The organism is Pseudomonas hefeiensis, assembly GCF_030687835.1.
GTDB classification, from domain to species: Bacteria; Pseudomonadota; Gammaproteobacteria; order Pseudomonadales; family Pseudomonadaceae; genus Aquipseudomonas; species Aquipseudomonas hefeiensis.
Window position 1 is genome coordinate 6,151,417 of record NZ_CP117449.1, and the last position, 26,784, is coordinate 6,178,200.

Genomic DNA, 26,784 nt, shown 5'->3' on the forward strand with positions numbered 1-26,784 from the left:
CGCTCGCAACTGGCGCGAGTAGCACGATGTCCTCTGATCTATGGAGCTTTTCCCTCGACCTCTATGCCAAGCCTGGCGTGGAGCAAGCCTGCCTGACGCTACAGAACGCGGGCGCCAATGTCTGCCTGCTGCTTTGCGGGCTGTGGCTGGAGCAGCGCGGGGTAGCCTGCACTGAACAAAGACTGCAACGGCTTCGGCAATTGGTCGACCCCTGGGACACGGACGTCGTGCGGCCATTGCGCACGCTTCGTACCCAATGGAAAGCCCGCGCCCTTCAAGACACGGCACTTGATAGCCTGCGCGAGCAGGTCAAGCGACTGGAGCTGGAAGCCGAGCGACGATTGCTGGAGCGACTGGAGACTGCGACCGAGGACTGGCCTGGGGAGCAGCACAAAGATTCAGCGCAGTGGCTGCAAGGGTTAGTGGCGAGCGAGGACCAAGGGAACCGCGACGCGCTGCATCAGCTGCGCGTCGCGGCGTCCGACACTTAGGAAGCGCGGGTTGGAGCGTTGGTGCTCGGCGCCGGGGCGGCGCTCGGGTTCAGCGCAGGGGCCGGAGTGCTGGCGGTTGGCGCAGGGGTTGCTGCAGGAGCCGGAGTCGCAGGCTTGGCCGCCGGAGCAGTCGAGGGTTTTGCGGCAGCAGGCTTTTTCACGGCTGGTTTCGCAGCGGGCTTGGCGGCAGGCTTGGCAGCCGCAGGCTTCGCGACAGCGGGCTTGGCAGCAGCCGGTTTAGCCGCAGCTTTGACGGGTGCTTTGACAGCGGCTGGCTTGGCAGCCGGTTTAGCTGCGACTTTGGCGGGCGCTTTGGCAGCGGCAGGCTTGGCAGCCGGTTTGGCCACGGGCTTGGCGGCAGCCGTTTTTGTAGCAGCTGGCTTGGCAGCCGGTTTAGCCGCGGCGGTTTTTGTCGCTGCGGGCTTGGCGGCGGCTGTTTTAGCGACCGGTTTGGCGACGCTCTTGGCAACAGGTTTAGCGGCGGGCTTGGCAGCAACTTTGGTCGCCGGCTTGGCGACAGCTTTGACTGCAGTTTTTTTCGCAGCGGGTTTTGCAGCGCTGGCGGCAACCGGTTTTTTCGCGGCCGGTTTGACGGCCGGTTTGCTCGCTGCTTTGGCCGGCGCTTTTGCGGCCGGTTTGGCGGCTACTTTGGCCGGTGTTTTTGTCGCGACAGGTTTAGCGGCCGGCTTTCTGGCCGATACAGCGGCAGGCTTGGCAGCACGAAGGCTCAATACCTTGCCCACGGCTTCTTGCACACGACCAACGCCTTGGGCCAGCTTCAGGCTTTCCTGGGCATCACGCTTGAGTTGCAGAATATAGGCGCGGGTTTCGGACTGACGATCCTTCAAGGCATCGAGCAGGTCTTCGAGTTCTTTCACAGCGTCTTTGGCCTTGGCTTGTGCCTTGGCCTTGCCCGCGGTGGCCGCGTCTTGCAGTTTGGTGCGCGACTTGTGCAGTTTTTCCTGCGCCTTGCCGCGTTGCTTTTCCAGTTTGGCGAGCAGTTTTTCAGCATCAGCCAGGGCTTGGGAGCAGGCGTTTTCCAGATGCTCGAGCAGACTGCCCGAAAGTTGTTGGAGCAAGTGCAACGGAGTGTTTACTGGCTTCTTGGTGGCCGACATGGTTTACCTCCTGACTGACGTGAGTGCGGCTCATACTAGACCTCTGCTGCAACCGCCGCTAGGGCATGTTGACAGTACACATGCCGTTGCGTTGCAAGGCACGAAAAAACTTCTACGCCACTGCCAGGGCAATCCACCTTTGCGGATATCGGCACTGGCATAATCCCCTCGATTCGAGGCCGGAGAACACTACATGTCGCGTCACTTGTTTTTACTCCTGTGCATGGCTTGCTCCATGGCTCAGGCCGCAGAAAAAACCAGCGCAAACGACGCTCATGACCTGGCGTACAGCCTGGGGGCAAGCCTGGGTGAACGTCTGCGCCAGGATGTGCCCGACCTGCAGATCCAGGCTTTGGTCGAGGGTCTGCAACAGGCCTATCTGGGCAAACCGCTGGCCCTGAAAGATCAGCGCATCGAACAGATACTGGCCGACCATCAGGCACAGTTGACGTCGTCACCGGCGACGCCGCAGATCGAAGCTGCACTGAAAAAGGAGCAGAAATTCCTTGATGAGGAAAAAGCCCGGCCCGGCGCACAGCAACTGGCAGATGGCATCCTGCTGACCGAACTCAAGCCCGGCAATGGCGCCAAGGCCGGGCAACACGGCAAGGTCCAGGTGTTGTATGTCGGTCGATTGCCGGACGGCAGCGTATTTGATTCCAACGGGCAGGCCCAATGGTTCAGTCTCGACAGCGTGATTGACGGCTGGCGCAGTGCGTTGCCGCAAATGCCGGTTGGCGCGAAGTGGCGGCTGGTGATTCCGTCGACCCTGGCCTACGGTGCCGAGGGAGCCGGGGATGTCATCCCACCGTTCACCCCGCTGGTGTTTGAAATCGAGTTGTTGGGCGCGACAACCTGAGTCCGACCCAACGAAAAACGGTGCGCAATGCGCACCGTTTTTTATGCCGGAAAGTCCTTCACGCCTGGACTGCAGTGACTTCCTTGTGGGCGTTGTGCAGCACCTCGATCAGGCAGTCTTCCAGCTCGAAACGCTCGTGCAGCAAGCCACCCAGCTCCTTGAATTTTTCTGCTACGCATTTGCCTTCATCGCACAGATCGTTGAAGGCCAGCAGCTTTTCGGTGATGACATCGATACGCGGATAGATTTGCTCGGCAAGCTCCAGGCCGCGTTTGTCGTTGAAGGCCTTGGCCTCGCTCGTCAGTTGTTCGTATATCTCGAAATGGCCGGCAGACACATAGTCGACCAGCACACCGCAGAACTCTTGCAATGGCTTGCGGCTTTCACTCAGCGCTTCAGGCTTGTCACCGAGAGCATCATAGGCCCGAACCAGTTCGTGACGCTCCTGCAACCAGCGGTCGATCAGCAGATGCACCCCACCCCAGCGTTCCTGAGCATTCTGACAACTTTCGAGCATGGTGATTTCTTCCCTTGTGAGTCATGCCCCTCGCAGCCTGTGCACCGCCTGAAATGATCAGGGACAAGCCAGACACAACATGATCGAGCGGCATAATTCCAATAACACGTGCGGGCCAGATTATGCCCGCACGACAACCGCTTCAAGGTACGCAGGAGATAAAGTTCATACAAGTGTTTAATCCATGACCCGGACCAGCTGCGACGTTGTGCCGCTGAGCGGTCGTATCAGGGCGTTCCAGACAAGGCGCAACAGCAGATAGGACATCACAATAGACACGGCAAGAAAAAACAGCAGGCTCCATTCGGGCAGACTCAGGTCGAACAGCGTCCAGGTGACACTCGCGCAGTCGATTGCACCGTCGAGCACACGATGTACGGCACCCCACCACGAATCAGCTCCCTTCAGGTGAGCGATACAATCGGGTAACTGCTCGAGCGAATTGCTTTGCACCAGAACCTGACGCCATGCCAGCGTCAATCCTGCCGACGCGAAAACCAGCCCCATCGCTCCGTAGAAGATGCTGCCCTTCTGGCCAGGACCCTGCAGACATGCAGCGAGACAGTTCATCAAGAACAGCGTCAGGCACAGACGCTGCAAAACACACAGGCTGCAAGGCGTCAGACCTACCGTGTATTCCAGATAACTGGCGATGCCCAAAACCAGGGCGGAGGCGACGAAAGCCATGAAAAACAAGAAGCGTGAGCAGGCCAAAGACATGGCAGTTCCGTAACAGAAGAGACAGGCAGTTACGGTAGAGGAAAGCCCTTGAGCCTTTCAAGGCGGGCCCGTGCAGACACTTCACCAGGGGTGTAGGGAATTCCCGACAGACAAGAGCAGATTAAGCGCGGTTTGCTGTAGGACTTTACCGAAGGCATTGCTAAAGCCTTTAGGGGCGTCAATAAACACGTGGCGAGGGAGCTTGCTCCCGCTGGGTGGCGCAGCCGCCCCCCAAACCATTCAGCCCGGTCCATCGAGAGGGAAACAGCCGGCAGGTTTACGACTGCTGCGCAGCCGAGCGGGAGCAAGCTCCCTCGCCACGATGATTCATATCGAACTCAAGAACGATTTCCTTCTCTCAGGTGGCCAAGACCTGAGCCGGGGCCGGCAGCGGCGCGGCAAGCAAACGCTCGTCCAGCAACCCCAACCCTTCCTGGAAGAGCTGATTGCTGCGCTCGGCATCCCCCAGTTGCGCCAGCAATCGCGCCAGTTCGGCGCAGGCCTCGGGATTGCGCTGCAGGCGCAAACTGCTTTCCAGATAATCCCGTGCCTTGCCCCACAAACTGTTTTGCAGGCACAGGCGCCCCAACGTCAGCAGCAGACCAGGGTCGCTCGGATGATCCTTGAGCCAACCTTCGGCCGCTTGTAGTTGACGGCCTGGATCATTGCCGCGGACCAACCCGTACAAGCGCGCCAGGTGACTGTCATAGTGACGCTTGAGCGCAGCCCGCAGCACCTCTTCGGCCTCGGCCTGCGCTCCGAGTTGGCGCAGTTGCTCGGCATAGGCCAGCACCAGAGCCGATTCCTGACGCTGCGCAGATGTCAGTTGCTGCCAGGCACGGTTAAGCGATTGCAACCCGACACTGCCGTCTTCGTCACGGTGGGCCGCCAGGGTAAGGTTTTCGCCCCAGGCCCGACGCTCCAGTTCAGCCAGCTCAGCCGGCGGCAGGACCTTGTCCTTGCGCAGCTCCGGCAACAGCCGAACCACCGCCGACCAATCACCGCGCTGCTGGTGCAGGCGCTGCAACTGGCGCAGGGTCTGGGCGTTATGTGGGTGGCGCTCATGCATGGTCTGCAGCGTACTCAACGCACCGTCGGTGTCGCCGCGGTCCATCTGCAGTTGTGCGTGCGTCAGGGCAATTGCCAGTTCAGCCTGGGGCTGACGCTCAAGGGCACGTTCCAACAGGCCGTCGCTCTGTTCGTAAAGACCCTGCTCATTGGCCGCCCGGGCCGCGCCGAGGTAATACAGCAATGGTTGGCGCTCGGCTTCGGCGGCACGATGCAGGTGCCGTTGGGCACTGGCCCAGCGACCTTCGGCCAGGTCCAATTGACCGTGCTCAATTGCCACTTGCACACGACGACTGCGGTTGCGTCGCGACCACGGGTTGACCACGCCAGTGGAGGTCGTCACCAGCCCGATCAAGGCGCTAAGGCCCCGCCACACCAGCCAGAGCACCGCCACCAATGCCAGGGTGACCCATAGGCCGGCTTCGTAACGGAAGTTCTTATATGCCACCAACACGTAACCCGAATGCTCGGCGATCGCCACGCCCAGCAAAGCAGCAACAGCGATGACCACGAACACAATCACGTAGAGCCGCTTCATGGCGCGGTCTCCTGCCCATCAGGTTTGGCCAGCGGCTTGACCGACTCTTCGGCGTTCAGGTTGCGGCGCTCCAGATAGGCCTGAACGCTGCTCAGGGTTCCTGTGAGGTCTGGGGTCACCACCGTCACCGGTTGTTCGGCCAGCTCGACCACGCGCTCGAGCATGACTTTGCTTTGCGGGTTGTCCTGGTTGAAGTTGTTCTTGAGCACGTCACGCGCTTGAGCCAGCGCCTGGGTGTACACCGGAGCCTGGCCGTTGAGAGCCGCCCATTGCGCCTGCTCCAGGGCCAGGCTCAAGGCCAGGCGCACCTGCACCAGACTCTGTCCGGCCAGGAGCGGACGGACGTTCTCATCCGCGTTGAAGTCGATACGGATATAGCGCGATATCTGGTCCCACCACTGTGCCCAGCGGCTGGCGCCATCGCCATCGGCGGTCAAACCCAGCAACGACTCACCACGATCCTTGTATTCGGGTGCCAGCTCCGTGAGTTGCAGCACCTGGTCACGCAAAGCCCCCAACTGCAGGAAAAGCCCGGTGCGATCTGGCTGTTCGGTGCTGCGCAGCGCAGCAAGGGTCTTGGCCAGTTGCTCACGAGCGGCGAACGAGCCAGGGTCGTTCTGCTCACGCAGGATTTCGTCAGCCCCCTGGACCAGCGCCTGGGCACTGCTGATGTCTTGCAGGGCGGAAAGACGCAGGCTGGCCAGGCGCAGCAGATGTTCAGCTTCAGCCAGGCGCCAGTCCTTGCGGCTGGCCCCGAGCACGGTTTCCAGGCGCTGGTTCAGCCGCTGCTGATCACCCTGCAACTGGGCGACCTGACGCCGACGCTCTTCCAGCTCTTGCGCCGCCGGCAATTGAGCCAGGCGTTCACTCAGGCGTTGCTCATTGAGCTTGAGGGCCTGGGCCTGATCGTTAAGCGCCTGAACCTGGGTGGACTGCTGCTGGTTATTGGCTTGCAGGTGACGTACCTGCCACACGCCCCAACCACCCACGGCCACGCCGGCGGCTCCCAATAACAATGCGACAATGGCCAGCCCGTTGCCGCGACGCGGCGCCTTCGCAGCCGGGGTTTCAACCGGCGTATCGATCGCGGGTTGGTCTTGATCTTTTGGCAAGGCTGTTTCGCTCACGTATCCATCCTTTGCATTAGAAAACGGCACGGACTGATCCCGTAACGCCGCCAGCAAAGCCGCGGCACTGGCACCACGGCAATCCACAACTGTCAGGGCCCCGGCGGCACGGGCCATCTCGGCGACCCTTGGGCTTGGAACAAACAACGGCAACCGCGCCAACGCGGGCCACGCGTCGCCAGCCAGCCGCTGCAGATGCTCGAAACTCTGCCCACTGCTGACCACCAGCGCGTTCAAGCGTTCCGCTTTGACTCTTGCCGCCAACTCACCTTCTCGGTAATGCGGCAGGCTGCGCCGGTACAGTTCCAGATAATCGACACTAGCACCTTGCTCGCGCAAGCGCTCCGCCAGCAAGCCGCGCCCGCCCTCGCCGCGCACAATCAAAACCTTGGGATTGGGTCGGGTGATCGCCTGGCGTAGCACCAGATGCTCCAGCAAGGCTTCGCTGTCATCGCCGTTGTCGGGATAAAACACAGTGAGGCCGGCGTCGACAAGGATCTGCCCGGTCGCCGCCCCCACGCTGAACCATGGCTGGTCTGGCGGCTGGGGCCAATATTGGCGCAGCAACTCCACACACAATCGTGCGGCGGGCTTGCTGACCACAATCACGGCACAGTACTGGTCCAGCCGTTGAAAAGTCTCCCGCATGGCGTCGGACATAGCGACCGGCTCGATATCCAGCAACGGCAGGCTGCTGCTGTACACCCCTGCCTCTGCCAGGACAGCCGCCAGGGCCGACGACTCGTCAACCGGTCGGGTCAGCAGCAGCCGCCAGCCCGTCACGCGTGGCCCGCCTCGCCGTAGACCTTCTTGAGAATGTCGTCAGCGCCCTGACGGAGGAGGTCTTCGGCTACCCGCACACCCAGCGCCTCGGCATCACGGCGCGGCGCCCGGGCCTCGGCGCTGAGCAGTCGGCCACCGTTCGGATCACCCACCAAGCCGCGCAACCAGACCTGCTCGCCTTCGAGCACGGCGTAACAGGCGATCGGCACCTGGCAACCGCCATTGAGGTGTTTGTTGAGGGCGCGTTCGGCGAAGACCCGGGTGGCCGTGTCGTCGTGATGCAGCGGTGCCAACAGGGCATGGATTTCGCTGTCGGCGCTGCGACATTCAATGCCCACCGCTCCTTGACCACCGGCTGGCAGGCTGTCATCGACGCTGATGGCCGCAGTGATGCGATCTTCAAAGCCGAGGCGGATCAGGCCGGCGGCGGCAAGGATAATTGCGTCGTACTCACCGGCATCGAGTTTGGCCAGGCGCGTGTTGACGTTGCCCCGCAGGAAACGGATTTGCAGGTCTGGGCGGCGGGTCAGTAACTGCGCCTGGCGACGCAGGCTGGAGGTGCCGACCACGCTCCCGGCAGGCAGCGCATCAAGGCTTGCAAACGTGTTGGATACGAACGCATCACGCGGATCTTCACGCTCGCAGATGCAAAACAGGCCCAGGCCTTCAGGAAAGTCCATGGGCACATCTTTCATCGAGTGCACGGCGATATCGGCTTCGTTGTCCAGCAGCGCGGTTTCCAGCTCCTTGACGAACAGACCCTTGCCGCCGATTTTCGACAGCGGCGAGTCCAGCAGCTTGTCGCCGCGACTGACCATGGGCACCAGCGTCACGATCAGGCCGGAATGAGCCTCCTCCAAACGGGCTTTGACGTATTCGGCCTGCCAGAGGGCCAGGGCACTTTTACGGGTGGCGATGCGGATCTCGCGAGGGGACATGGATCAATCCGTACTTAAAAGATACGGCGGATAATAACAGCTCAGCCAAATTCGCTTTGACTTGAATCACGACCCCAAGGCCTCCCTGGCCGCCAGTGTCCTGGTAATGGAACGCGCTGAACGGGGTGAACGCCTTGGAGCTTCGAGCTAAAGCTGTTGCATCATCTTCCGTACGCCGGCCACATGCCGCCGGCTGACAATCAGCGCATCGCCATTGAGGCCTTTGAGAAACAGCTGGAAATGCCCAAGCGGTGTGCGCTGCAAACGCTCAATACGCTCGCGAGCCACGAGGGCGTTGCGGTGGATGCGCACGAAGCGTTCACCGAACTCGTCTTCAAGGGCCTTGAGTGGCTCGTCCAGCAGCACCTCGCCGCTCTCGTGACGCAAGGTCACGTATTTATGGTCGGCGATAAAATAGACCACCTGATTCAACGGGATCAGTTCGATGCCTTTGCGTGTACGCGCACTGATGTGGCTGCGCGGGCCGCTGCCGCTTTCGGCAGCCGGACGGGTCAACGCCGCCAGTTGCACCCGGTTGGGCCGCTCGGCCTTGCGCAACGCCTCGACCAGCGCCTCGGCAGAGACTGGCTTGATCAGATAGCCCACGGCGCCGGCCTGCAACACCTCGGGCGGGAAGTCGTCTCGCGTGGTGCAGAACACCACCGCAGGCGGTGACTCGCGCTCGCACAACTTCGCCGCGACCTGCAAACCGTCCAGGCCAGGCATGCGTATGTCGAGCAGCACGATATCCGGCTTGTGGCTGTCAATAAGGGCCAACGCCTCTTCGCCATTGGTGGCGCTCGGCTCCAGGACACTGTAACCCTCAAGTTCGCCAACCATTCGGCTCAGGCGCTCACGGGCCAGTGGTTCGTCATCAACGATCAGGACATTCATATTGCGCTGGATTCCTGCGTGAGTCTCGCACAAGGATAGCGTAGACAGGGGAAGTGACATCCGTCACCGCGATCCACGCTAAGACTCGCTCGAGGGCCAAAAAGTGCCGCGAGGCAGTTGCCTATCTTTACCAGCGCCTGCCGATCAATGCTCGAGGCCTGTTGTCGCACGGCGTCGCCGTAGGAATTGTTAACACTCCATCTGACCAATACGAGCCCCCCTCTTCTGTTCGTCCAATGCTCCATGGATGGAAAAGTAAAAGTCCTACAGTCCACTGTAGACGGTTGCCACGCCGATATTGCTCAATCGAAAAATATCGTTGAGCACAAACCCTGTGAAATGCTCGGGTTGTGTGCAAAAAAACCTGCCGACCAGTGCCAGCGCCAGCCCCGGCAACCCTGTTATCATCCGTCGCAGCCTTTAACCGCTACTTTTTCCACAGCCGATCACGAGCGAATTCATGAGCACTGACAAGACCAATCAGTCCTGGGGCGGCCGCTTCAGTGAACCCGTCGACGCCTTCGTCGCCCGCTTCACCGCCTCCGTCAACTTCGACCAGCGCCTGTATCGCCACGACATCATGGGCTCGATCGCCCACGCCACCATGCTGGCCAAGGTCGGCGTTCTGACCGATGCCGAGCGCGACAACATCATCGATGGCCTGAAAACCATCCAGGGTGAAATCGAGGCCGGCCAGTTCGACTGGCGCGTCGATCTCGAAGACGTGCACATGAACATCGAAGCGCGCCTGACCGACCGCATCGGCGTGACCGGCAAGAAGCTGCACACCGGCCGCAGCCGAAACGACCAGGTGGCCACCGACATTCGCTTGTGGCTGCGCGATGAAATCGACCTGATCCTGGGCGAAATCACCCGCCTGCAAAAAGGCTTGCTGGAGCAGGCCGAGCGCGAGGCCGAGAGCATCATGCCGGGCTTCACACACCTGCAAACCGCTCAACCGGTGACCTTCGGGCACCACATGCTGGCGTGGTTCGAAATGCTCAGCCGCGACTACGAGCGCCTGGTCGATTGCCGTAAACGCACCAACCGTATGCCCTTGGGCAGCGCCGCGCTGGCCGGCACCACGTACCCGATCGATCGTGAATATACCGCGCAGTTGCTGGGCTTCGACGCCGTGGGCGGCAACTCGCTGGATAACGTCTCGGACCGCGATTTCGCCATCGAATTCTGCGCCGCCGCGAGCATCGCGATGATGCATCTGTCGCGCTTCTCCGAAGAGCTGGTGCTATGGACCAGCGCGCAATTCCAGTTCATTGACCTGCCGGACCGTTTCTGCACGGGTAGCTCGATCATGCCGCAAAAGAAAAACCCTGACGTGCCAGAACTGGTACGCGGCAAGAGTGGCCGGGTATTCGGTGCGCTGATGGGCCTGCTGACCCTGATGAAAGGCCAGCCGCTGGCCTACAACAAGGACAACCAGGAAGACAAGGAACCGCTGTTCGACGCCGCCGACACCCTGCGTGATTCGCTGCGGGCCTTTGCCGACATGATCCCGGCGATCAAGCCCAAGCATGCAGTGATGCGCGAAGCGGCCTTGCGCGGCTTTTCCACTGCCACCGACCTCGCTGATTACCTGGTACGCCGTGGCCTGCCGTTTCGTGACTGCCACGAAATCGTCGGCCATGCCGTGAAGTACGGTGTGGACAACGGCAAGGACCTGGCGGAGATGAGCCTGGAAGAACTGCGCAAGTTCAGCGAGCAGATCGAGCAGGACGTATTTGCAGTGCTGACCCTGGAAGGTTCGGTCAATGCCCGTGACCACATCGGCGGCACAGCCCCTGCCCAGGTCAAGGCAGCCGTGGTGCGCGGCCAGGCGTTGCTCGCCAGCCGCTAAAAGCATCGCGAGCAAGCCCGCTCCCACATTGGATCTCCATGCCCAAAAGATTTTGAGTTCACTGAAGATCTAGTGTGGGAGCGGGCTTGCTCGCGAAGGCGTCCTCAAAGCGCTGAAAAACTCACTTCTTGGCCGCGATCATCGCCAAAAACCCCGGCATCGCCGCATCTCTGTCGGCCGCAATCCGCTGCACGTGCGGGTTCTGCTCCAGGCGCTCCATCAGCCCCTTGGCCGCCGGCATGTCCGCCAGCAAGTCGATATCGAACACCTTCCGGCCCACTTGGCACGCCAGCGACACACTGTAGAGAAAATACAGATCGGCCAGGCTCAGGCTGTCGCCCGCCACGTAGGGTGAGAATTTGCCGTGTCTGTGGAGAGAGGCGAAGCCCAAGAGCAATTCGCTCTTGGTTTTTTCCTTGATGGCGTCGGGTACCGACATGCCGAAAAACGCCTCAGCGTAGCAGGCTCGTCCCGGCAGCTCGATGTACAACTCGATCTCCCGGCACAAAGCCAGGACCTGGGCACGCTCGAACGGATCGCTGGGCAACAGGGCTTTGCCCGGCTGGGTTTGCTCGATGTATTCGAGGATCACGCTGGTTTCGTTGATAAACCCTTGCTCGGTTTTCAACACCGGTACCTTGCCCCGTGGACTGATGGCCAGCGCATCGGGGGTCTGACTGCCGTAGAACGGCACTTCTTCGAAGGGCAGACCCTTCTCCAGCAGCGCCAGCTTGACCATATTGTAATAATTGCTGACGGAAAAACCATAAAGCTTGAGCATGACAAAGCCTCCAGGCCGTGCAGGGTTGGCAGCCTTGCGTTATAGACCGTCGAGCCGTTTCTTGCCAGACGCATCACTGCGCTGAATGCAGGTAAACTGGCGACCTTTCTCCAAGGAGCCTGCCATGAGCGAGCCAACCGACATCGACAACGACGAAGAAGAGTTCGTCGAGAACACGCTGATCCAGGCCATCGAAAACCAGATCGAAAATGACAACCCGCCAGCGGCCAAGGCCATTTTCAATAAATTGACCCTGGTGGGTTACGAGCGCGAAGAAATTCTCAACCTGATGGCCCATGTGCTGGCAGTGGAAATCGACGCGATCCTGGAAGAGGACCGTGCGTTCGATACCCAGTGGTACGAAACGGCGTTGCGCGCTCTTCCCGAGTTGCCGCCAGAAAAGAAATAAGGTCTCACCGACTGTGGCGAGGGAGCTTGCTCCCGCTCGGCTGCGCAACAGCCGTCAAGCTATCGGGACCGCTTCGCGCTCCAGCGGGAGCAAGCTCCCTCGCCACAACGAATTACGCCTGCGGTCACCCAAAACAAAAAAAGCATGACACTGACACTGGACAGCTCGGCCGAGTGCGCTCACTTTAGTGGCGCTGTCGTCCAAATTCCTAGAAAGTCTGGAGTCCTTATGTCGCTTACCCCTGAGCTGGTTGCCGAACTGGAAATCCTTGCACTCTTCAACCTGGACAGTTCCCAGGAAGGTCTGAAAATCCATCAGACCGCTGCCCCCTCTGCCATCGCTGCCGCTAAACGCCTGTTCGAAAAAAGACCTGATTACCCAGTCCGACGGTGGTTATCTGACCAGCCTGGGCCGGGATGCCGCCGAGCATGTGCAAAGCCTGCTGACCATTCTCAACGTCGTAAAAGAAGCCGCCTGATTCCTCCTGTCGCCCACGGAAATCTCCTTCATCGAGGTTTCCGCAGGCGCCTTGGCGCACCGTGTAAATATTCTGACGCCAAAATTATACTCAGCTTAAGAAATCCGGGGTTCGGGCGCTAAACTGCCACCACCTGTGATCTCCCACGTTCGACGCCGCGAGCCGGTTTGAGCTGACATGACCCGCAATCACGAAATACGCCCCGATCTGGACGAGGGAATCGACCGCAAGGTCCTGAGCCAGTTGCGCGCACGTTTTCTCAAACTCAACACCGTACGGATGGATCGTGCCCTGGAAGGTCTGTCGACCCGCCAGCAAAGCGTGCTGACGCTGTTGCCGCTGTTTTTCCACGTCAACCATCCGCTCCTGCCCGGCTATGTCTCGGGCAGCACGCCTGCCGGGTTGTCCAACTACGAGCCCGACGCCAGCGTCCTCGTCGAAGCACAGCGGCTGACCCGCTCGTTCTCCTACAAGCCGCGCCACGGCAGCAATCCGCCGCGACCGATTCTGGGGCTGTTCCTGATGGGCAGCCTCGGCACCCTCGCCCAAGCTGATCAAAGCGACATGGATGTGTGGGTCTGCCATGGTCCGGACCTGAGCGAGGACGAACTGGCCGAACTGCGCAAAAAATGTCTGCTGCTGGAAACCTGGGCGGCGACCCAGGGCGCTGAAGCGCATTTTTTCCTGATCGACCCGGCACGGTTTGTCCGCGGCGACCGGGACACTCAGCTCAGTTCCGACGATTGCGGCACAACCCAGCATTACCTGCTGCTGGACGAGTTCTACCGCACGGCGATCTGGCTGGCCGGACGCACGCCGATCTGGTGGCTGGTGCCGGTCTATGAGGAAGAAAACTATGAGCAGTACACCCACACGCTGATTTCCAAACGCTTCATCCGCGCCGATGAAACGCTCAACCTGGGGCATCTGGCCTATATCCCGCCGGGAGAATTCATCGGCGCCGGCCTCTGGCAATTGTTCAAGGGCATCGAGTCGCCCTACAAGTCAGTGCTCAAGCTGCTACTGATCGAAGTCTATGCCAGCGAACATCCGAACGTGCGCTGCCTGAGCCTGCGCTTCAAACAGGCGGTGTTCGCCAACCGCCTGGACCTGGAAGAGCTAGACCCATACATGGTGGTTTACCGTCGTATCGAGGAGTACCTCAACGCCCGGGGTGAATCCGAACGCCTGGAGCTGGTGCGAAGAGCGCTTTACCTGAAGGTCAATCGCAAGCTGACCGGCCAGGGGCGCAGCACTGGCTGGCAACGGGTTCTGCTTGAGCGTCTGGCCCGGGAATGGGGCTGGGACCCACGGCAATTGGCGCTGCTGGACAGCCGTAGCCAGTGGAAAGTGCGTCAGGTCAGCAACGAACGGCGTGCGCTGGTCAACGAGCTGACCTACAGCTACCGCTTCCTGACCCAGTTCGCCCGCACCGAAAAAACCGTCAGCCTGATCAACAAGCGCGACCTCAACGTCCTGGGCCGGCGGTTATATGCCGCATTCGAACGCAAGGCCGACAAAGTCGAGTTCATCAACCCCGGCATCGCCCCGGACCTGGCCGAAGACACCCTGACGCTGGTGCAGTCACCGAACAAGAAAGAACCCGGGCAAAACCAGTGGGGCCTGTATAACGGCAGCCTCAACGCCCTGGAATGGGAAAACTTCGCACCGATCAAACGCTGCCGCGAGTTGTTGGAATTGCTGACTTGGTGCCATCGCAACGGCGTGATCGACAGCAGTACGCGCCTGGCGCTGCACCCAGGTAGCAGCGATCTGAGTGAGTTCGAACTGTTCAACTTGCTGGGCAGTCTGCAACAGTCCATCGCCCTGCCGCTGACCACGGTGGATGAAGAACAGCTGTTACGCGCCAGCGTGCCCAGCGAAGTGCTGATTCTGGTGAACGTCGGTGTCGACCCGCTCAAGCATCACCGCGACCTCAATATCCTGATGACCACCGAGCGTACCGATTCCCTGAGCTACGCCGGGGTTCGAGAGAATCTGGTGCTGACCCTGGATCAGGTCACACTCAACAGTTGGAACGAAGTGCTCGTCAACCGCTTCGACGGCGAGCACGCCCTGCTCGACTGCCTGCGCGATTACCTCAACGACCTGCCCGTTACGCAGCGCCAGCCGCGTTTGCAGGTACGCTGTTTCTGCCACAACCGCGCGCAGTTCATTGCCCGACGGGTGGAGGAAGTCATCGAAACGGCTCAGACCTTGCTATTAAGCAGGCTCAACCACCGCTATCTGCTTCAGGTCCAGCAGCACTACCACGTGCTGGAGCTGGTGCCGGGCCAGGTCAATCACGTGGCGCTGGGCAGCCTGTCGGCGCTGATGGATTACCTGGGCGAGGAGCTGACGGCCTACAGTCCGCTGCATCTGGACCCGATGGCTCTGGAGGACCACGACCTGGCGCTGATCCTGCCCATGGGGCAGCCCGAGTGCATTCAGGTGTTCTACCGAGTCAACGAGAACGACGCTGAGCTATACGTGCTCGATGAGCTCAATGCCCTGTGGCAACAACGCTTGCCTTATCACGACGAGCACAGCCTGCTGGTGCCCTTGCAGCGCTTCCTGCAATCGGTGCTGTACCGTCGTGACGCACTGCTGCCGATGGATGCCACCCAACCATTGCCCGTGGAAACCCTGTACTACCAACTCCTGCCCTCGGGTAGCGGGCGGGCACGGCGGATCGAGGCGCGGCAGGCGCCGCAAACGCCAGTGAACAAGCCATTCTATGACGTGCAGGCAATCATCGGCAAAGCGACCCATGGGCAGGTACACGTCACCCTGTATTGCGATCAGCGGGAGTTTTCGGAGCTGGAACATGGCGACCAGCTGTTCCGCGTGGTCGCCAGGGAGATCGTCGAACAGCGCCGCGAGGCCGAACGCTATCGCTGCTACATCACCGACCTGGACCTCTCGGGTCTTGTGGGTGATGGGGCCTGCTCAAGTAATTTGTACCTGCGTTACAAGGCTGACCTGGAACGCGCCCTGAACGAGGCGCTGGCCTTGGTCTGAAGCGCTTAGAGGTGGAAATCGCCGCCCGCTTCCGGCTGGTATTCCACGGCCAGCAACGTCAGTTTCAGCGTCTTGCCACCTGGCGCCGGCCAGTCGATGTGCTGGCCGACCTTCAGGCCCAACAGTGCGCTGCCCACCGGGGCGAGGATTGATATCTTGCCTTCGTCGGCATTCGCGTCCTGTGGATAAACCAGGGTCAGGTGATAGTCCTTGCCGCTGCTTTCTTCGCGGCAGTGCACACGCGAGTTCATGGTCACGACATCAGCGGGCACGTCATCGTGGCTTACCAGGGTGTCGGCACGATCCAGTTCGGTTTGCAACGCAATCACGCCCGGCAGCGTTTCATCAAGGCTATCTATCAGGCGCTCCAGACGTTGTACGTCCAGGCGTGTAAGGGTGATGGAAGGTACGGTCATGATTCAGGCAGACTCCTTTGTTCTGCACGAAAAAAGCAAAACCCCGCCACAAAAAGACGGGGTTTTCACGGGCCTCGATGAGTTGAGGCGTATCCGGACACTATCACAGCTCAATAAATAAACAACCCGGGCCAAATCTACCCATTGTCATGGGGAGCATAATTACTGTGGCGCGGGGATTGTGGGAGCAAGGCTTGTGTGGGAGCAAGGCTTGCCCGCGATGAATACAGCGAGGTCTCTCTGGAACCGAGGCGCTTGTATCGCGAGCAAGCTTTACTCCCACAGGGTTGCTAGGCAAGCCTTGCTCCCACACAGTGGGCGATTACACCAGAGATTTGCGTTTAGCCGCCTCGGCGCAGATGACCCGCCGCCGCTCGTCGTCGGCCGAGCGCCACTCACGGATGTCTTCCACATGTCGGAAACAGCCGAGGCAGACCTTTTGCTCGTCAAGCCGGCACACGCTGGTACATGGCGACGACACCGCAGGGCTGACATTGCTGTAGAGCGGTTTGGGCGGCCGCGCCGGGGTGTTCTGGCTCACGCTGTCAAAGGCCCTCGAAATCCAGTTCCGCCCCGGCCTGCTGCAACACGATGCGCTCAAGCATCTCGCCCAATTGCTCTTCGCTCTTGTCGCACATCCAGCGCTCGCTTTCCTCGTCGTAGTCGAAGTGGAAACCGCCGGACACCGCCGCCAGCCACAACTGCCGCAACGGCTCCTGGCGGCTGAAAATCAACTGGCTGCCATTTTCGAACTTGACGGTCAGTACACCGGCGGAGCTTTCCAGGTCGATGTCCAGCTCGCTTTCGTCGAATACATCCTCCAGCGTTTGCTGGGTCGCATCGACCAGATCGTGGAAACGGGCTTCAGTCAAACTCATTGCGGCAACCTCGAAAATGTCTGCTCATGCTCAAGCGCCGCAAGATACGGGCGCTTCCCGGCGATTGCAAAGGATATACCGACCGACGACAGCCGGCCTTGCGAAATGCCCCCCCTGCGCCGGACGGGGGGGCCCGTTGCATAGGCAAGCTGTCGGGTGGCCGGTATACTCCGGCGCAATTAACGCATTTTCAAGGATTTCGCCATGAAGCGCCTGATCTCTTCCCTCGCTGCGCTCGTCGCGGTTGCTTGCCTTGTGACAGCCTGTGGTCAAAAAGGTCCGCTGTACCTGCCCGATGACAGCAAATCCCCTGAAGAACAGGCCAAGTCGTCGCAATCCAAGTCCCACGCGCACGATACCCACACCACTTATTAAGGGAACGCCATGGACGCTTTTAACTACCGTGGCGGGGAGCTGTTCGCGGAAGGGGTTGCCCTGTCCGCGCTCGCGGAACGTTTCGGCACGCCAACCTACGTTTATTCCCGTGCACATATCGAAGCTCAATATCTGGCCTTCGCCGATGCGCTCGTCGGCATGCCGCACCTGGTGTGTTTCGCCGTAAAAGCCAACTCCAACCTCGGTGTGCTCAACGTCCTGGCCCGCCTGGGCGCCGGTTTTGACATCGTGTCCGGTGGTGAACTCGAACGCGTGCTGGCCGCCGGCGGCAGCGCCGACAAGATCGTTTTTTCCGGCGTCGGCAAGACCCGTGAAGACATGCGCCGCGCCCTGGAAGTGGGGGTGCACTGCTTCAACATCGAATCGACCGATGAGCTGGAGCGCCTGCAACTGGTCGCCGCCGAACTGGGTGTCCGCGCGCCGATCTCCCTGCGCGTGAACCCGGACGTCGACGCCGGCACCCACCCGTACATTTCCACCGGCCTCAAGGAAAACAAGTTCGGCATCGCCATTGCCGACGCCGAGGATGTGTACGTACGCGCCGCCCAACTGCCAAATCTGGAAGTGCTGGGCGTGGATTGCCACATCGGCTCGCAACTGACCACCCTCGAACCTTTCATCGATGCCCTCGACCGCCTGCTGGCGCTGGTCGACCGCCTCGGCGACTGCGGCATCTACCTGCGTCACATCGACCTGGGCGGCGGCGTTGGCGTGCGCTACCGCGACGAAGAGCCACCACTGGTGGCCGACTACATCAAGACTGTGCGCGAACGCCTCGACGGTCGCGACCTGGCCCTGATGTTCGAACCGGGCCGCTACATCGTTGCCAATGCCGGCGTACTGTTGACCCAGGTCGAATACCTCAAGCACACCGAGCACAAGGATTTCGCCATCGTCGATGCGGCGATGAACGACCTGATCCGCCCGGCGCTGTACCAGGCCTGGATGGACGTCACCGCAGTGCGCCCTCGTGATACCACCGCCCGCAGCTACGACATTGTCGGCCCTATCTGCGAAACCGGTGACTTCCTGGCCAAGGGCCGGGAACTGGCGCTGGAAGAGGGCGATCTGCTGGCCGTGCATTCGGCCGGTGCCTACGGGTTTGTCATGAGTTCCAACTACAACACCCGCGGCCGCTGTGCCGAGGTGCTGGTGGACGGTGATCAGGCGTTCGAAGTGCGTCGCCGCGAGACGGTAGCCGAGTTGTTTGCCGGCGAAAGCCTGCTACCGGAGTAAAACCATGCTGCTGCGTTTTACCAAGATGCACGGCCTGGGCAATGACTTCATGGTCCTCGACCTGGTCAGCCAGCACGCGCACATCCTGCCCAAGCATGCCAAACAATGGGGCGACCGGCACACCGGTATCGGTTTCGACCAATTGCTGATCGTCGAAGCGCCCAATAACCCGGACGTGGACTTCCGTTACCGGATCTTCAACGCCGATGGTTCGGAAGTCGAGCAGTGCGGCAACGGCGCGCGCTGCTTCGCCCGCTTTGTGCTGGACAAGCGCCTGACCGCCAAACGGCAGATTCGCGTCGAGACTAAAAGCGGCATCATCGAACTGGATGTACGCAGCGACGGCCAGATCGGCGTCAACATGGGTGCCCCGCGCTTGATACCGGCGGACATTCCGTTCGAAGCGCCGGCCCAGGCCTTGAGCTATCAGTTGGAGGTCGACGACACCACAGTGGACTTGGCGGCCGTGTCCATGGGCAACCCCCATGCCGTCTTGCGAGTCAGCGATATCAACAACGCGCCGGTGCATGAGCTGGGACCGAAGATCGAAAATCATCCGCGCTTCCCCGCGCGGGTGAATGTCGGTTTCCTGCAGGTCATCGACCGTCACCGTGCGCAATTGCGTGTCTGGGAGCGCGGTGCCGGGGAAACCCAGGCGTGCGGCACCGGCGCCTGCGCGGCGGCAGTCGCCGCGATCAGCCAGGGGTGGATGGATTCGCCTTTGCTGATCGACCTGCCCGGCGGACGCCTGTCCATCGAATGGGCAGGCCCCGGTCAACCGGTGCTGATGACCGGACCGGCAGTACGTGTATACGAAGGACAAGTTCGTCTTTGAGTGAGTCAAACCCATGACCGACAAGCCACAGGTTCCAGCCCCACAGCCCGACGAATCCTCCAGCCATCCGGATGCCGCAGCGGTGGCCGTTTATCTGGAGGCTCACCCGGACTTCTTCGTCGAGCATGAAGAACTGCTGGCGACGATGCGCATCCCCCATCGACGCGGCGACACCGTGTCGCTGGTCGAGCATCAGATGAAGATCCTGCGCGAGCGCAACATCGAAATGCGCCATCGTCTTTCGCACCTGATGGACGTGGCCCGGGATAACGATCGGCTCTTCGACAAGACCCGTCGGTTGATCCTGGCGCTAATGGATGCCAGCACCCTCGAAGACCTGGTGATGAGTGTCGAAGACAGCCTGCGCCAGGATTTCCAGGTGCCTTTTGTCAGCCTGATCCTGTTTGGCGATAACGCCATGCCAGTGGGGCGCTGGGTAACCCACGCCGATGCACAGACAGCCATCGGCGGCTTGCTCACGGAAGACAAGAGCGTCAGCGGCAGCCTGCGCGAACATGAGCTGGACTTCCTCTTCGGCGAAGAACAGCGCAAGCAGATCGGCTCCACCGCTGTCGTCGCCATCGCCCACCAGGGCGTACATGGCGTGCTGGCCATTGCCAGCCGTGACCCGCAACACTACAAAAGCTCGGTGGGCACATTGTTTTTAAGCTACATCGCCGAAGTCACCGGCCGGGTCCTGCCGCGCATGACTGGTTCACTGCGCTCGGTACGCTGATGATGGAACGACAGCTGGACGCCTACTGCGAACACCTGCGCAGTGAGCGCCAGGTGTCGCCTCACACGCTGTCGGCCTATCGCCGCGACCTGGAAAAAGTCTTGGCCTGGTGCCAGAAGCAAAACATCGCCAGTTGGGCAGCCCTGGACATCCAGCGCCTGCGTAGTCTGGTCGCCCGCCTTCATCAACAAGGGCAATCTTCCCGCAGCCTGGCGCGACTGTTGTCAGCAGTGCGAGGGCTATACCACTACCTCAACCGCGAAGGGCTGTGCGATCACGACCCGGCTACCGGCCTGGCACCGCCCAAGGGCGAACGCCGGTTGCCCAAGACGCTGGACACCGACCGGGCCCTGCAATTGCTGGAAGGCGCCGTCGAGGATGACTTCCTGGCGCGACGGGACCAGGCGATTCTCGAATTGTTCTATTCCTCCGGCCTGCGGCTTTCCGAACTGACGGGGCTTAACCTGGATCAACTGGACCTGGCCGATGGCATGGTCCAGGTGCTGGGCAAGGGTAGCAAGACACGTTTGCTGCCCGTTGGCCGCAAAGCCCGTGAGGCCCTGGAGCTGTGGCTGCCGTTGCGAGCGCTGACCAACCCGGCCGACGACGCGGTATTTGTCAGCCAACAAGGCCGGCGCCTCGGCCCGCGGGCGATCCAGGTGCGGGTCAAAGCCGCTGGTGAACGCGAGCTGGGACAAAACCTGCATCCCCACATGCTCAGGCATTCCTTTGCCAGCCACCTGCTGGAGTCTTCCCAGGACCTGCGCGCCGTCCAGGAGCTGCTCGGTCACTCGGACATCAAGACCACACAGATCTATACCCACCTGGACTTCCAGCACCTGGCGACGGTCTATGACAATGCCCATCCCAGGGCCAAACGCATCAAGGGCGACGAATCATGACCATCGAGCTCATCACTTTCGACCTCGACGACACCCTGTGGGACACAGCCCCGGTGATCGCCAGCGCCGAAGCCGTATTACGCCAATGGCTGACCGATAACGCCCCTACCCTGGGCAGCGTGCCGGTGGAGCACCTTTTTACCATTCGCGAGCAAGTGCTGCGCGAAGAACCCGGCCTGAAACACCGCATCAGCGCACTGCGCCGACGGGTGCTGTTCCGTGCATTGCAGGACGCCGGTTATGACCAGTGGCAAGCCTCGGAACTGGCGGACGAAGCGTTCGAAACGTTCCTGCACGCCCGTCACCAACTGGAAATCTTTCCCGAGGTGCAGCCTACCCTGGAAGTTCTGGCCAACCATTTCGCCCTCGGCGTTGTCACCAATGGCAACGCCGATGTACGTCGCCTGGGACTGGCGGATTATTTCAAGTTCGCCCTGTGCGCCGAGGACATCGGCATCGCCAAGCCTGACGCCAGGCTGTTCCATGAAGCCTTGCAACGCGGCGGCGCCACGGCGCAAACCGCCGTACACATTGGCGATCATCCGGGTGACGACATCGCCGGCGCCCAACAGGCTGGCTTGCGGGCAATCTGGTTCAATCCGGCGGGTAAAGTCTGGGATGCAGAGCATGCACCGGATGCAGAGATTCGCAGCCTGACCGAGCTGCCGGGGTTGCTTACGGGGTGGCATAGCCAACCCTGAACCGCCTGCTTTGTGGCCACCGGAGCCCAAATTGTGGGAGCGAGCCTGCTCGCGATAGCAATGGCACATCCAGCATCGATGTGACAGATAGATCGCTATCGCGAGCAGGCTCGCTCCCACAAGGGGTGTGCCTGGCTTGGAAATAGAATCACGCCCATGAAAAAGCCCGCAGCGACGGCGGGCTTTTTCAGCAAGCAAGAAGCAGATGCTCAGATCGGGCGGCTGCCGTACTTGTTGTCCGGTTTCTTGGGCGGATCCGCAACAACGTTGGCCTCCACTTCCTGCACCTTGCCGCCTCTGGCCAGGAACTCTTCCATGGCCTTGGCGAGTGCATCACGCTCCTTGTTCTTGGCCTCTACGCTCGGCAACTCGTCGACCGAAACCGCCGCCTTGGCCTTGCCTTTAGCGGCTGGCGCCGGTACATCGGCCCCGTCATCGTCAGCAACGTCTTCAGCCGCCGCTTCCAGGCCTTCTTCGGCCTCGTCTTCGTCACCTACTTCGAGGTCGTCGTTTTCCAGATCATCGTCGCTCATGTTCTACCTCATGACTTGCGAAAAGCAGATTAGTTATAGCCCAGCTTCGCCGTCTGTCGAAGGCTGCCAGAAAAAATTCAACATCCGCCGGCAATCAGCGGTTACGCCCCATCACCGTACAAAGTGGCGAGGACTTTACGAGCACCGCCATGATCACGGTGCTCGCCCAGATAAACACCTTGCCAGGTACCCAATGCCAACCGTCCCGCCGTGACCGGCAAACTAAGCTGACACCCCAGCACGCTGGCCTTGAAGTGCGCCGGGAGGTCGTCCAGGCCTTCGTCGTTGTGTTCATAATCGGCGCTTCCTTGTGGGATCAGCCGATTGAAAAATCGTTCGAAGTCTCGACGCACCGCCGGGTCGGCGTTCTCGTTGATGGTCAACGAGGCCGAGGTATGCTGCAGCCACAGATGCAACAGACCGACACGACATGCCCGGAGTTCAGGCAGGCCGGCGAGCAACTCGTCCGTTACCAGGATGAAAGCCCCGAGGCCTTGCCCGCAGGGTTATCAGCGTCTGTTGCCACATACAGATCTCCGCACGTTCGGCGCGCATTCTAGCGCGCTCTGGGAAAAAACAAAGGGCCTAATACCCCTGCTTTGGTGTAAGCCGATAGCGGTAGAAAAACCCATGTCGCGTCCATAACAAAAGACGTCGGAAAAACCGGCACATCCTGTGAGCAATGACAAACTCCAGACAAAAAAATGCCCGGCGAACCGGGCATTTTTTATTGCGTGTGCTTACAGATTGTAGCCACGTTCGTTGTGCTGGGCCAGGTCCAGGCCGACCGCTTCTTCTTCCTCGGAGACGCGCAGACCCATCACGGCGTCCAGGACCTTGAGGATGATGAAGGTGACGATCGCGGTGTAGATCACCGTGAAGCCTACACCCTTGAGCTGAATCCACACTTGTGCGCCGATATCGGTCACGGTGCCGAAGCCACCCAGGGCCGGGGCTGCGAATACACCGGTGAGGATCGCGCCCAGGATACCGCCGATACCATGCACGCCGAAGGCGTCCAGGGAGTCGTCATAGCCCATTTTGCGCTTGAGGGTAGTGGCGCAGAAGAAGCACACCACACCCGCCGCCAGACCGATCACCAGGGCGCCCATCGGGCCCACGGTGCCGGCAGCCGGAGTAATTGCAACCAGACCCGCCACTACACCCGAGGCAATGCCCAGTGCGCTTGGCTTGCCGTGGGTGATCCACTCGGCGAACATCCAGCCCAACGCCGCAGCGGCGGTTGCAATCTGGGTGACCAGCATTGCCATGCCGGCGGTGCCGTTGGCCGCGATGGCAGAACCTGCGTTGAAGCCGAACCAGCCAACCCACAGCATGGCCGCGCCCATCAGGGTGTAACCCAGGTTATGCGGCGCCATCGGGGTAGTCGGGAAGCCCTTGCGCTTGCCCAGTACCAGGCACGCCACCAGGCCTGCGATACCGGCGTTGATATGCACCACGGTGCCGCCAGCGAAGTCCAGCACGCCCCAATCCCACATCAGGCCGCCGTTACCGGACCAGACCATGTGCGCAATCGGTGCATACACCAGGGTGAACCACACGGCCATGAAGATCAGCATCGCGGAGAACTTCATCCGCTCGGCAAACGCACCGACGATCAGGGCCGGGGTGATGATGGCGAACGTCATCTGGAAGGTAATGAACACCGCTTCAGGGAACAGGCCAGTCAGGCTATCGGGCGTGAGGCCCGCCAGGAATGCCTTGTTCAGACCGCCGACGAACGAATTGAAGTTGACGACGCCCTGCTCCATCCCCGTGGTGTCGAACGCAATGCTGTAGCCGTAAATGACCCACAGAATGCTGATCAGCCCGGTAATGGCAAAGCATTGCATCATCACCGAAAGAATGTTTTTCGACCGAACCATACCGCCATAGAACAGCGCCAGGCCGGGAATGGTCATGAACAGTACAAGAATTGTGGCAGTGAGCATCCAGGCGGTGTCGCCGGAGTTCAGGACTGGGGCTGCCGCTTCTTCTGCCATGGCCAGGCCAGGCGTTACGAAGGACAACAGGGCTCCTAGCCCTGCGAATTTACGCAGAGTCATATTGTTTTCTCCTGGGGCGTTGGGTTTGGCGGCTTAGATTGCGTCGGTATCGGTTTCGCCGGTACGGATGCGAATAGCCTGTTCCAGATTGACCACGAAGATCTTGCCGTCACCAATCTTGCCGGTGTTGGCGGCTTTGGTGATCGCCTCGATAACCCGGTCCAGATCCTTGTCGTCAATGGCGACATCGATCTTCACCTTGGGCAGGAAATCAACCACGTATTCCGCGCCGCGATACAGCTCGGTGTGACCTTTCTGCCGACCGAAGCCTTTGACCTCAGTAACGGTAATGCCCTGCACGCCGATTTCGGACAGCGACTCGCGCACGTCGTCCAACTTGAACGGCTTGATGATGGCAGTGACTAGCTTCATGAAACTTTCTCCCGAATTGGTGGACTTGCCCCAGGAAAACAAACCCGACTCAAGTCTAAGCGCAGTGCCTGGCTTTGTAACGCATCGTCGGCCCAAGTTGCCCGACCGGTGCCAGCTAACCACTCTGACGAAGCTCCCCGCTCCGCCGGCTGCACTGCATTCGTCACAGCGACTGCATCAGTGCATGGGTCATCAGCCACTAAGCAGAAACCTTGCCATCTGTGCCCAAACCTTCTGATTTCAGTCTCTTACCCACTGTGCCGGCTTACGCCGCACCCCAATCCGGAACAATACGCACAACAACAGTGCGACGATGCCCGATCCGGTGCGCGAAAAGCGTGCACTCCTTGCTCGCCAATTGAATATAGACGCTGCGTGTTACACTGCCCCCATCGTTTTCAGGACACCTGCCATGCTTGCGCCCAAAGACCTCCTCGACGCCCTGAGTGGCCACGCCTCCCGCCTCTTGAGCGGCGATACCCCCCTGCCCAAAAGCGAAATCGAAAGCCAGTTCAAGGCGCTTCTGCAAAGCGGGTTCAGCAAGCTGGATCTGGTGAGCCGGGAAGAATTCGACAGTCAGATGGTCGTACTGGCCCGGACCCGGGCGCGGTTGGAGAGTCTGGAGGCGAAGGTGGCGGAGTTGGAGGCGAAGGTAAGTCCACCGAGCGAATAACGTCCCCTGGAGCTGCTGAAGGCTGGGATTTTTTGACTCGCCGCATTGCCCCCCCCCTATTGCCTCGCAAAGTTGGCGTTCCAGTATACAAGGCCGTGCGTATTCTAATGGTGCCGGGGAGGCCCCCATCACCCGTGCAAATGATCACGCCCGGCAGGCTAAACCAAATGCTTTCTAGTGGCCCATCGCCATTGCATTTTTACACCGCCGTGCTATACAACGCTGGCTAACGTGCTGTTTGCTGTTGAAACTAGGTTTACGATCATGCTTAAAACCACATGAAAACGCGGCTAGTGGGCTAATACTAGTCAACCCTATAAGTTTGGTAGTGCCTGGAACGTCAAAAAAGTAACCACGGAGATTCAATGACTCTACCTGACGATTTTTCCCCTGATAAGTATTTAGAGTTACACCCCGATGTGCTTAAGGCAGGATTAAATCCAGCGCTGCATTACTTGAAATTCGGCATACCGGAAGGACGAGCTTACAAGGGTGCCGCACGTTACGTTGAAAAAAAATACAATCCATTACACCCAAAAATTGATGAAACCTATCATCACGATGGTTTAGCGTCCCGACACAACCATGACTTCATGATTGACCCCGCTTTCAGGGCCGCCTATGGTCGGGGCGTAGCTGCCGCGGGCATGGATTACAATTGGTTCTGGAGAGTTCATGTTGGGCTTTGGGCCGCGAGATCTGCTGCGAAACTCACAGGTGATTTCGTGGAGTGCGGTGTGAATCGTGGATTTTTAAGTTCCGCAATTATGCATGACTTGGACTGGAACAAAACCAACCGAGTCTTTTATCTCTTAGACACTTTTGCCGGTCTCGATGAGCGTTATCTATCAGATGAAGAACGGGAGGGCGGTGTGTCTGAGCGTAACCGCAGAGAGATAACCTCCGGTTTCTATACAACCAATCTCGAGTCAGTGAAACAAAATTTTGCAGAGTGGCCAAGAGCAACCATTATTCAGGGCAGCATTCCGGACACGCTCCCCCAAATTGATTCGACCCAAATCGCATTCCTGCACATTGACTTGAACTGCACGATACCTGAAGTGGCGGCCATTGATTACTTGTGGGATCGCTTGGTACCTAATGCGTTTGTTTTGTTAGATGATTACGCCTACTTTGGCTATCAGCCGCAAAAAGAAGGCATGGATCAATGGGCAGAAAAAATGAATTTGTCGATTTTGAGTTTACCTACCGGTCAAGGTCTGTTGATCAAGCCTTGAGCTCGTATGAGGGAGATACGTCCAAGCATATGAGTAACAAAACTCTCGGTATCTATTGAGCGTTCAGGTAGCGGCGGTCCGAGAGACTGCCCTCCCTTATACCTTCCCCCTGCAACGTTTCCACGCCAGGGTTAGGGTGGGACAATTTCTTCTACGCGTCATTCATTTGCAACATCCGGTCCATATTTGACGGCTACATCCTCAC

At 60.0% G+C, this 26,784-nt stretch carries 27 protein-coding genes and 3 pseudogenes; 14 read left to right on the forward strand and 16 right to left on the reverse strand.

The features are described 5' to 3' along the window. Positions 1 to 26 precede the first annotated feature (26 nt). A complete protein-coding gene (locus tag PSH57_RS27845) occupies positions 27 to 491 on the forward strand; it encodes a TIGR02444 family protein (protein WP_305386789.1) in 465 nt (154 codons plus the stop codon). Here PSH57_RS27845 and PSH57_RS27850 read toward each other — a convergent pair. Further along, a complete protein-coding gene (locus PSH57_RS27850) occupies positions 488 to 1,609 on the reverse strand; it encodes an AlgP family protein (RefSeq protein ID WP_305386790.1) in 1,122 nt (373 codons plus the stop codon). The two genes, PSH57_RS27845 and PSH57_RS27850, sit on opposite strands and share 4 nt — an antisense overlap. 193 nt (positions 1,610 to 1,802) lie before the next feature. Here PSH57_RS27850 and PSH57_RS27855 point away from each other — a divergent pair, with 193 nt between their 5' ends. Further along, positions 1,803 to 2,468 (forward strand): FKBP-type peptidyl-prolyl cis-trans isomerase, encoded by a 666-nt coding sequence (locus PSH57_RS27855; RefSeq protein ID WP_305386792.1) that lies wholly within the window; start codon positions 1,803 to 1,805, stop codon positions 2,466 to 2,468. 58 nt (positions 2,469 to 2,526) lie between these two features. Here PSH57_RS27855 and rsd read toward each other — a convergent pair whose 3' ends face one another. The 7 genes and pseudogenes from rsd to PSH57_RS27890 form a co-directional block, all read right to left on the reverse strand. Beyond that, a complete protein-coding gene (gene rsd, locus PSH57_RS27860; RefSeq protein WP_305386794.1) occupies positions 2,527 to 2,985 on the reverse strand; it encodes a sigma D regulator in 459 nt (152 codons plus the stop codon). Between the two features lie 177 nt (positions 2,986 to 3,162). Then, positions 3,163 to 3,705, reverse strand: coding sequence for a disulfide bond formation protein B (locus PSH57_RS27865; protein ID WP_305386795.1), 543 nt, complete (start codon positions 3,703 to 3,705; stop codon positions 3,163 to 3,165). Positions 3,706 to 4,063: 358 nt separating this feature from the next. Continuing rightward, positions 4,064 to 5,311, reverse strand: coding sequence for a heme biosynthesis protein HemY (locus PSH57_RS27870; RefSeq protein WP_305386797.1), 1,248 nt, complete (start codon positions 5,309 to 5,311; stop codon positions 4,064 to 4,066). Next, the gene (locus PSH57_RS27875; RefSeq protein ID WP_305390492.1) at positions 5,308 to 6,438 is read right to left on the reverse strand and encodes a uroporphyrinogen-III C-methyltransferase; all 1,131 of its coding nucleotides are present in this window, start codon (positions 6,436 to 6,438) and stop codon (positions 5,308 to 5,310) included. Before PSH57_RS27875 ends, PSH57_RS27870 begins: the two co-directional genes overlap by 4 nt. 84 nt (positions 6,439 to 6,522) lie before the next feature. Beyond that, positions 6,523 to 7,221 (reverse strand): annotated as a pseudogene (locus tag PSH57_RS27880) (uroporphyrinogen-III synthase); the annotation flags it as partial. Further along, a complete protein-coding gene (gene hemC / locus PSH57_RS27885; protein ID WP_305386799.1) occupies positions 7,218 to 8,159 on the reverse strand; it encodes a hydroxymethylbilane synthase in 942 nt (313 codons plus the stop codon). The pseudogene PSH57_RS27880 and the gene hemC, both read right to left, overlap by 4 nt. Positions 8,160 to 8,306: 147 nt before the next feature. After that, entirely contained in the window at positions 8,307 to 9,053 is a 747-nt protein-coding gene (locus tag PSH57_RS27890) for a LytR/AlgR family response regulator transcription factor (protein WP_305386801.1), read from the reverse strand. Between the two features lie 460 nt (positions 9,054 to 9,513). Between PSH57_RS27890 and argH the strand changes: the two genes are divergently transcribed. Next, entirely contained in the window at positions 9,514 to 10,908 is a 1,395-nt protein-coding gene (gene argH / locus PSH57_RS27895) for an argininosuccinate lyase (RefSeq protein WP_305386802.1), read from the forward strand. A 121-nt stretch (positions 10,909 to 11,029) separates the two neighbouring features. Here argH and PSH57_RS27900 read toward each other — a convergent pair whose 3' ends face one another. Next, positions 11,030 to 11,689, reverse strand: a complete 660-nt coding sequence (locus PSH57_RS27900) for a glutathione S-transferase family protein (RefSeq protein ID WP_305386803.1) — start codon at positions 11,687 to 11,689, stop codon at positions 11,030 to 11,032. Between the two features lie 124 nt (positions 11,690 to 11,813). Here PSH57_RS27900 and PSH57_RS27905 point away from each other — a divergent pair, with 124 nt between their 5' ends. From PSH57_RS27905 to PSH57_RS27915, 3 genes and pseudogenes are all read left to right on the forward strand, one after another. Beyond that, positions 11,814 to 12,098 (forward strand): hypothetical protein, encoded by a 285-nt coding sequence (locus PSH57_RS27905; RefSeq protein WP_186655236.1) that lies wholly within the window; start codon positions 11,814 to 11,816, stop codon positions 12,096 to 12,098. A gap of 228 nt (positions 12,099 to 12,326) precedes the next feature. Next, positions 12,327 to 12,576, forward strand: a pseudogene (locus PSH57_RS27910) (TIGR02647 family protein). Positions 12,577 to 12,753: 177 nt separating this feature from the next. After that, the gene (locus PSH57_RS27915; protein ID WP_305386806.1) at positions 12,754 to 15,597 is read left to right on the forward strand and encodes a class I adenylate cyclase; all 2,844 of its coding nucleotides are present in this window, start codon (positions 12,754 to 12,756) and stop codon (positions 15,595 to 15,597) included. 5 nt (positions 15,598 to 15,602) lie between these two features. Here PSH57_RS27915 and rnk read toward each other — a convergent pair whose 3' ends face one another. The 3 genes from rnk to cyaY form a co-directional block, all read right to left on the reverse strand. Then, a complete protein-coding gene (gene rnk, locus PSH57_RS27920; RefSeq protein WP_305386808.1) occupies positions 15,603 to 16,013 on the reverse strand; it encodes a nucleoside diphosphate kinase regulator in 411 nt (136 codons plus the stop codon). A 322-nt stretch (positions 16,014 to 16,335) separates the two neighbouring features. After that, entirely contained in the window at positions 16,336 to 16,554 is a 219-nt protein-coding gene (locus PSH57_RS27925) for a DUF1289 domain-containing protein (protein WP_305386810.1), read from the reverse strand. Between the two features lie 4 nt (positions 16,555 to 16,558). Next, positions 16,559 to 16,891 (reverse strand): iron donor protein CyaY, encoded by a 333-nt coding sequence (gene cyaY, locus PSH57_RS27930; protein WP_305386812.1) that lies wholly within the window; start codon positions 16,889 to 16,891, stop codon positions 16,559 to 16,561. Between the two features lie 204 nt (positions 16,892 to 17,095). On the opposite strand from cyaY, the gene lptM reads away from it, so the two are divergent. From lptM to PSH57_RS27960, 6 genes are read left to right on the forward strand one after another with little or no spacing between them, the layout of a single operon-like run. After that, on the forward strand, positions 17,096 to 17,266 hold the full coding sequence (gene lptM / locus PSH57_RS27935) for an LPS translocon maturation chaperone LptM (RefSeq protein WP_047226132.1): 171 nt from the start codon (positions 17,096 to 17,098) through the stop codon (positions 17,264 to 17,266). A gap of 9 nt (positions 17,267 to 17,275) precedes the next feature. Then, positions 17,276 to 18,523, forward strand: coding sequence for a diaminopimelate decarboxylase (gene lysA / locus PSH57_RS27940; protein ID WP_305386814.1), 1,248 nt, complete (start codon positions 17,276 to 17,278; stop codon positions 18,521 to 18,523). Positions 18,524 to 18,527: 4 nt separating this feature from the next. Next, a complete protein-coding gene (gene dapF / locus PSH57_RS27945) occupies positions 18,528 to 19,358 on the forward strand; it encodes a diaminopimelate epimerase (RefSeq protein ID WP_305386815.1) in 831 nt (276 codons plus the stop codon). Positions 19,359 to 19,371: 13 nt separating this feature from the next. After that, positions 19,372 to 20,094 (forward strand): DUF484 family protein, encoded by a 723-nt coding sequence (locus tag PSH57_RS27950; protein WP_305386816.1) that lies wholly within the window; start codon positions 19,372 to 19,374, stop codon positions 20,092 to 20,094. 2 nt (positions 20,095 to 20,096) lie between these two features. Then, positions 20,097 to 20,996: a tyrosine recombinase XerC gene (xerC, locus tag PSH57_RS27955; protein ID WP_256230013.1), complete on the forward strand. Its 900-nt coding sequence runs from the start codon at positions 20,097 to 20,099 to the stop codon at positions 20,994 to 20,996. Then, positions 20,993 to 21,697 (forward strand): HAD family hydrolase, encoded by a 705-nt coding sequence (locus PSH57_RS27960; RefSeq protein WP_305386818.1) that lies wholly within the window; start codon positions 20,993 to 20,995, stop codon positions 21,695 to 21,697. The genes xerC and PSH57_RS27960 overlap by 4 nt, the downstream gene beginning before the upstream one ends. 209 nt (positions 21,698 to 21,906) lie before the next feature. On the opposite strand, the gene sutA is transcribed toward PSH57_RS27960, so the two are convergent. From sutA to glnK, 4 genes and pseudogenes are all read right to left on the reverse strand, one after another. Continuing rightward, positions 21,907 to 22,230 (reverse strand): transcriptional regulator SutA, encoded by a 324-nt coding sequence (gene sutA, locus PSH57_RS27965; protein ID WP_256229789.1) that lies wholly within the window; start codon positions 22,228 to 22,230, stop codon positions 21,907 to 21,909. A gap of 101 nt (positions 22,231 to 22,331) precedes the next feature. Continuing rightward, a pseudogene (locus PSH57_RS27970) lies at positions 22,332 to 22,758 on the reverse strand (secondary thiamine-phosphate synthase enzyme YjbQ). Positions 22,759 to 22,970: 212 nt separating this feature from the next. After that, positions 22,971 to 24,296 (reverse strand): ammonium transporter, encoded by a 1,326-nt coding sequence (locus PSH57_RS27975; protein WP_305386820.1) that lies wholly within the window; start codon positions 24,294 to 24,296, stop codon positions 22,971 to 22,973. A 33-nt stretch (positions 24,297 to 24,329) separates the two neighbouring features. Further along, entirely contained in the window at positions 24,330 to 24,668 is a 339-nt protein-coding gene (glnK, locus tag PSH57_RS27980; protein ID WP_002555808.1) for a P-II family nitrogen regulator, read from the reverse strand. 412 nt (positions 24,669 to 25,080) lie between these two features. Here glnK and PSH57_RS27985 point away from each other — a divergent pair, with 412 nt between their 5' ends. Further along, entirely contained in the window at positions 25,081 to 25,341 is a 261-nt protein-coding gene (locus PSH57_RS27985) for an accessory factor UbiK family protein (protein WP_305386821.1), read from the forward strand. Positions 25,342 to 25,706: 365 nt separating this feature from the next. Continuing rightward, complete coding sequence (locus PSH57_RS27990; protein ID WP_305386822.1) at positions 25,707 to 26,579, forward strand: TylF/MycF/NovP-related O-methyltransferase; 873 nt, start codon at positions 25,707 to 25,709, stop codon at positions 26,577 to 26,579. Positions 26,580 to 26,784 lie beyond the last annotated feature (205 nt).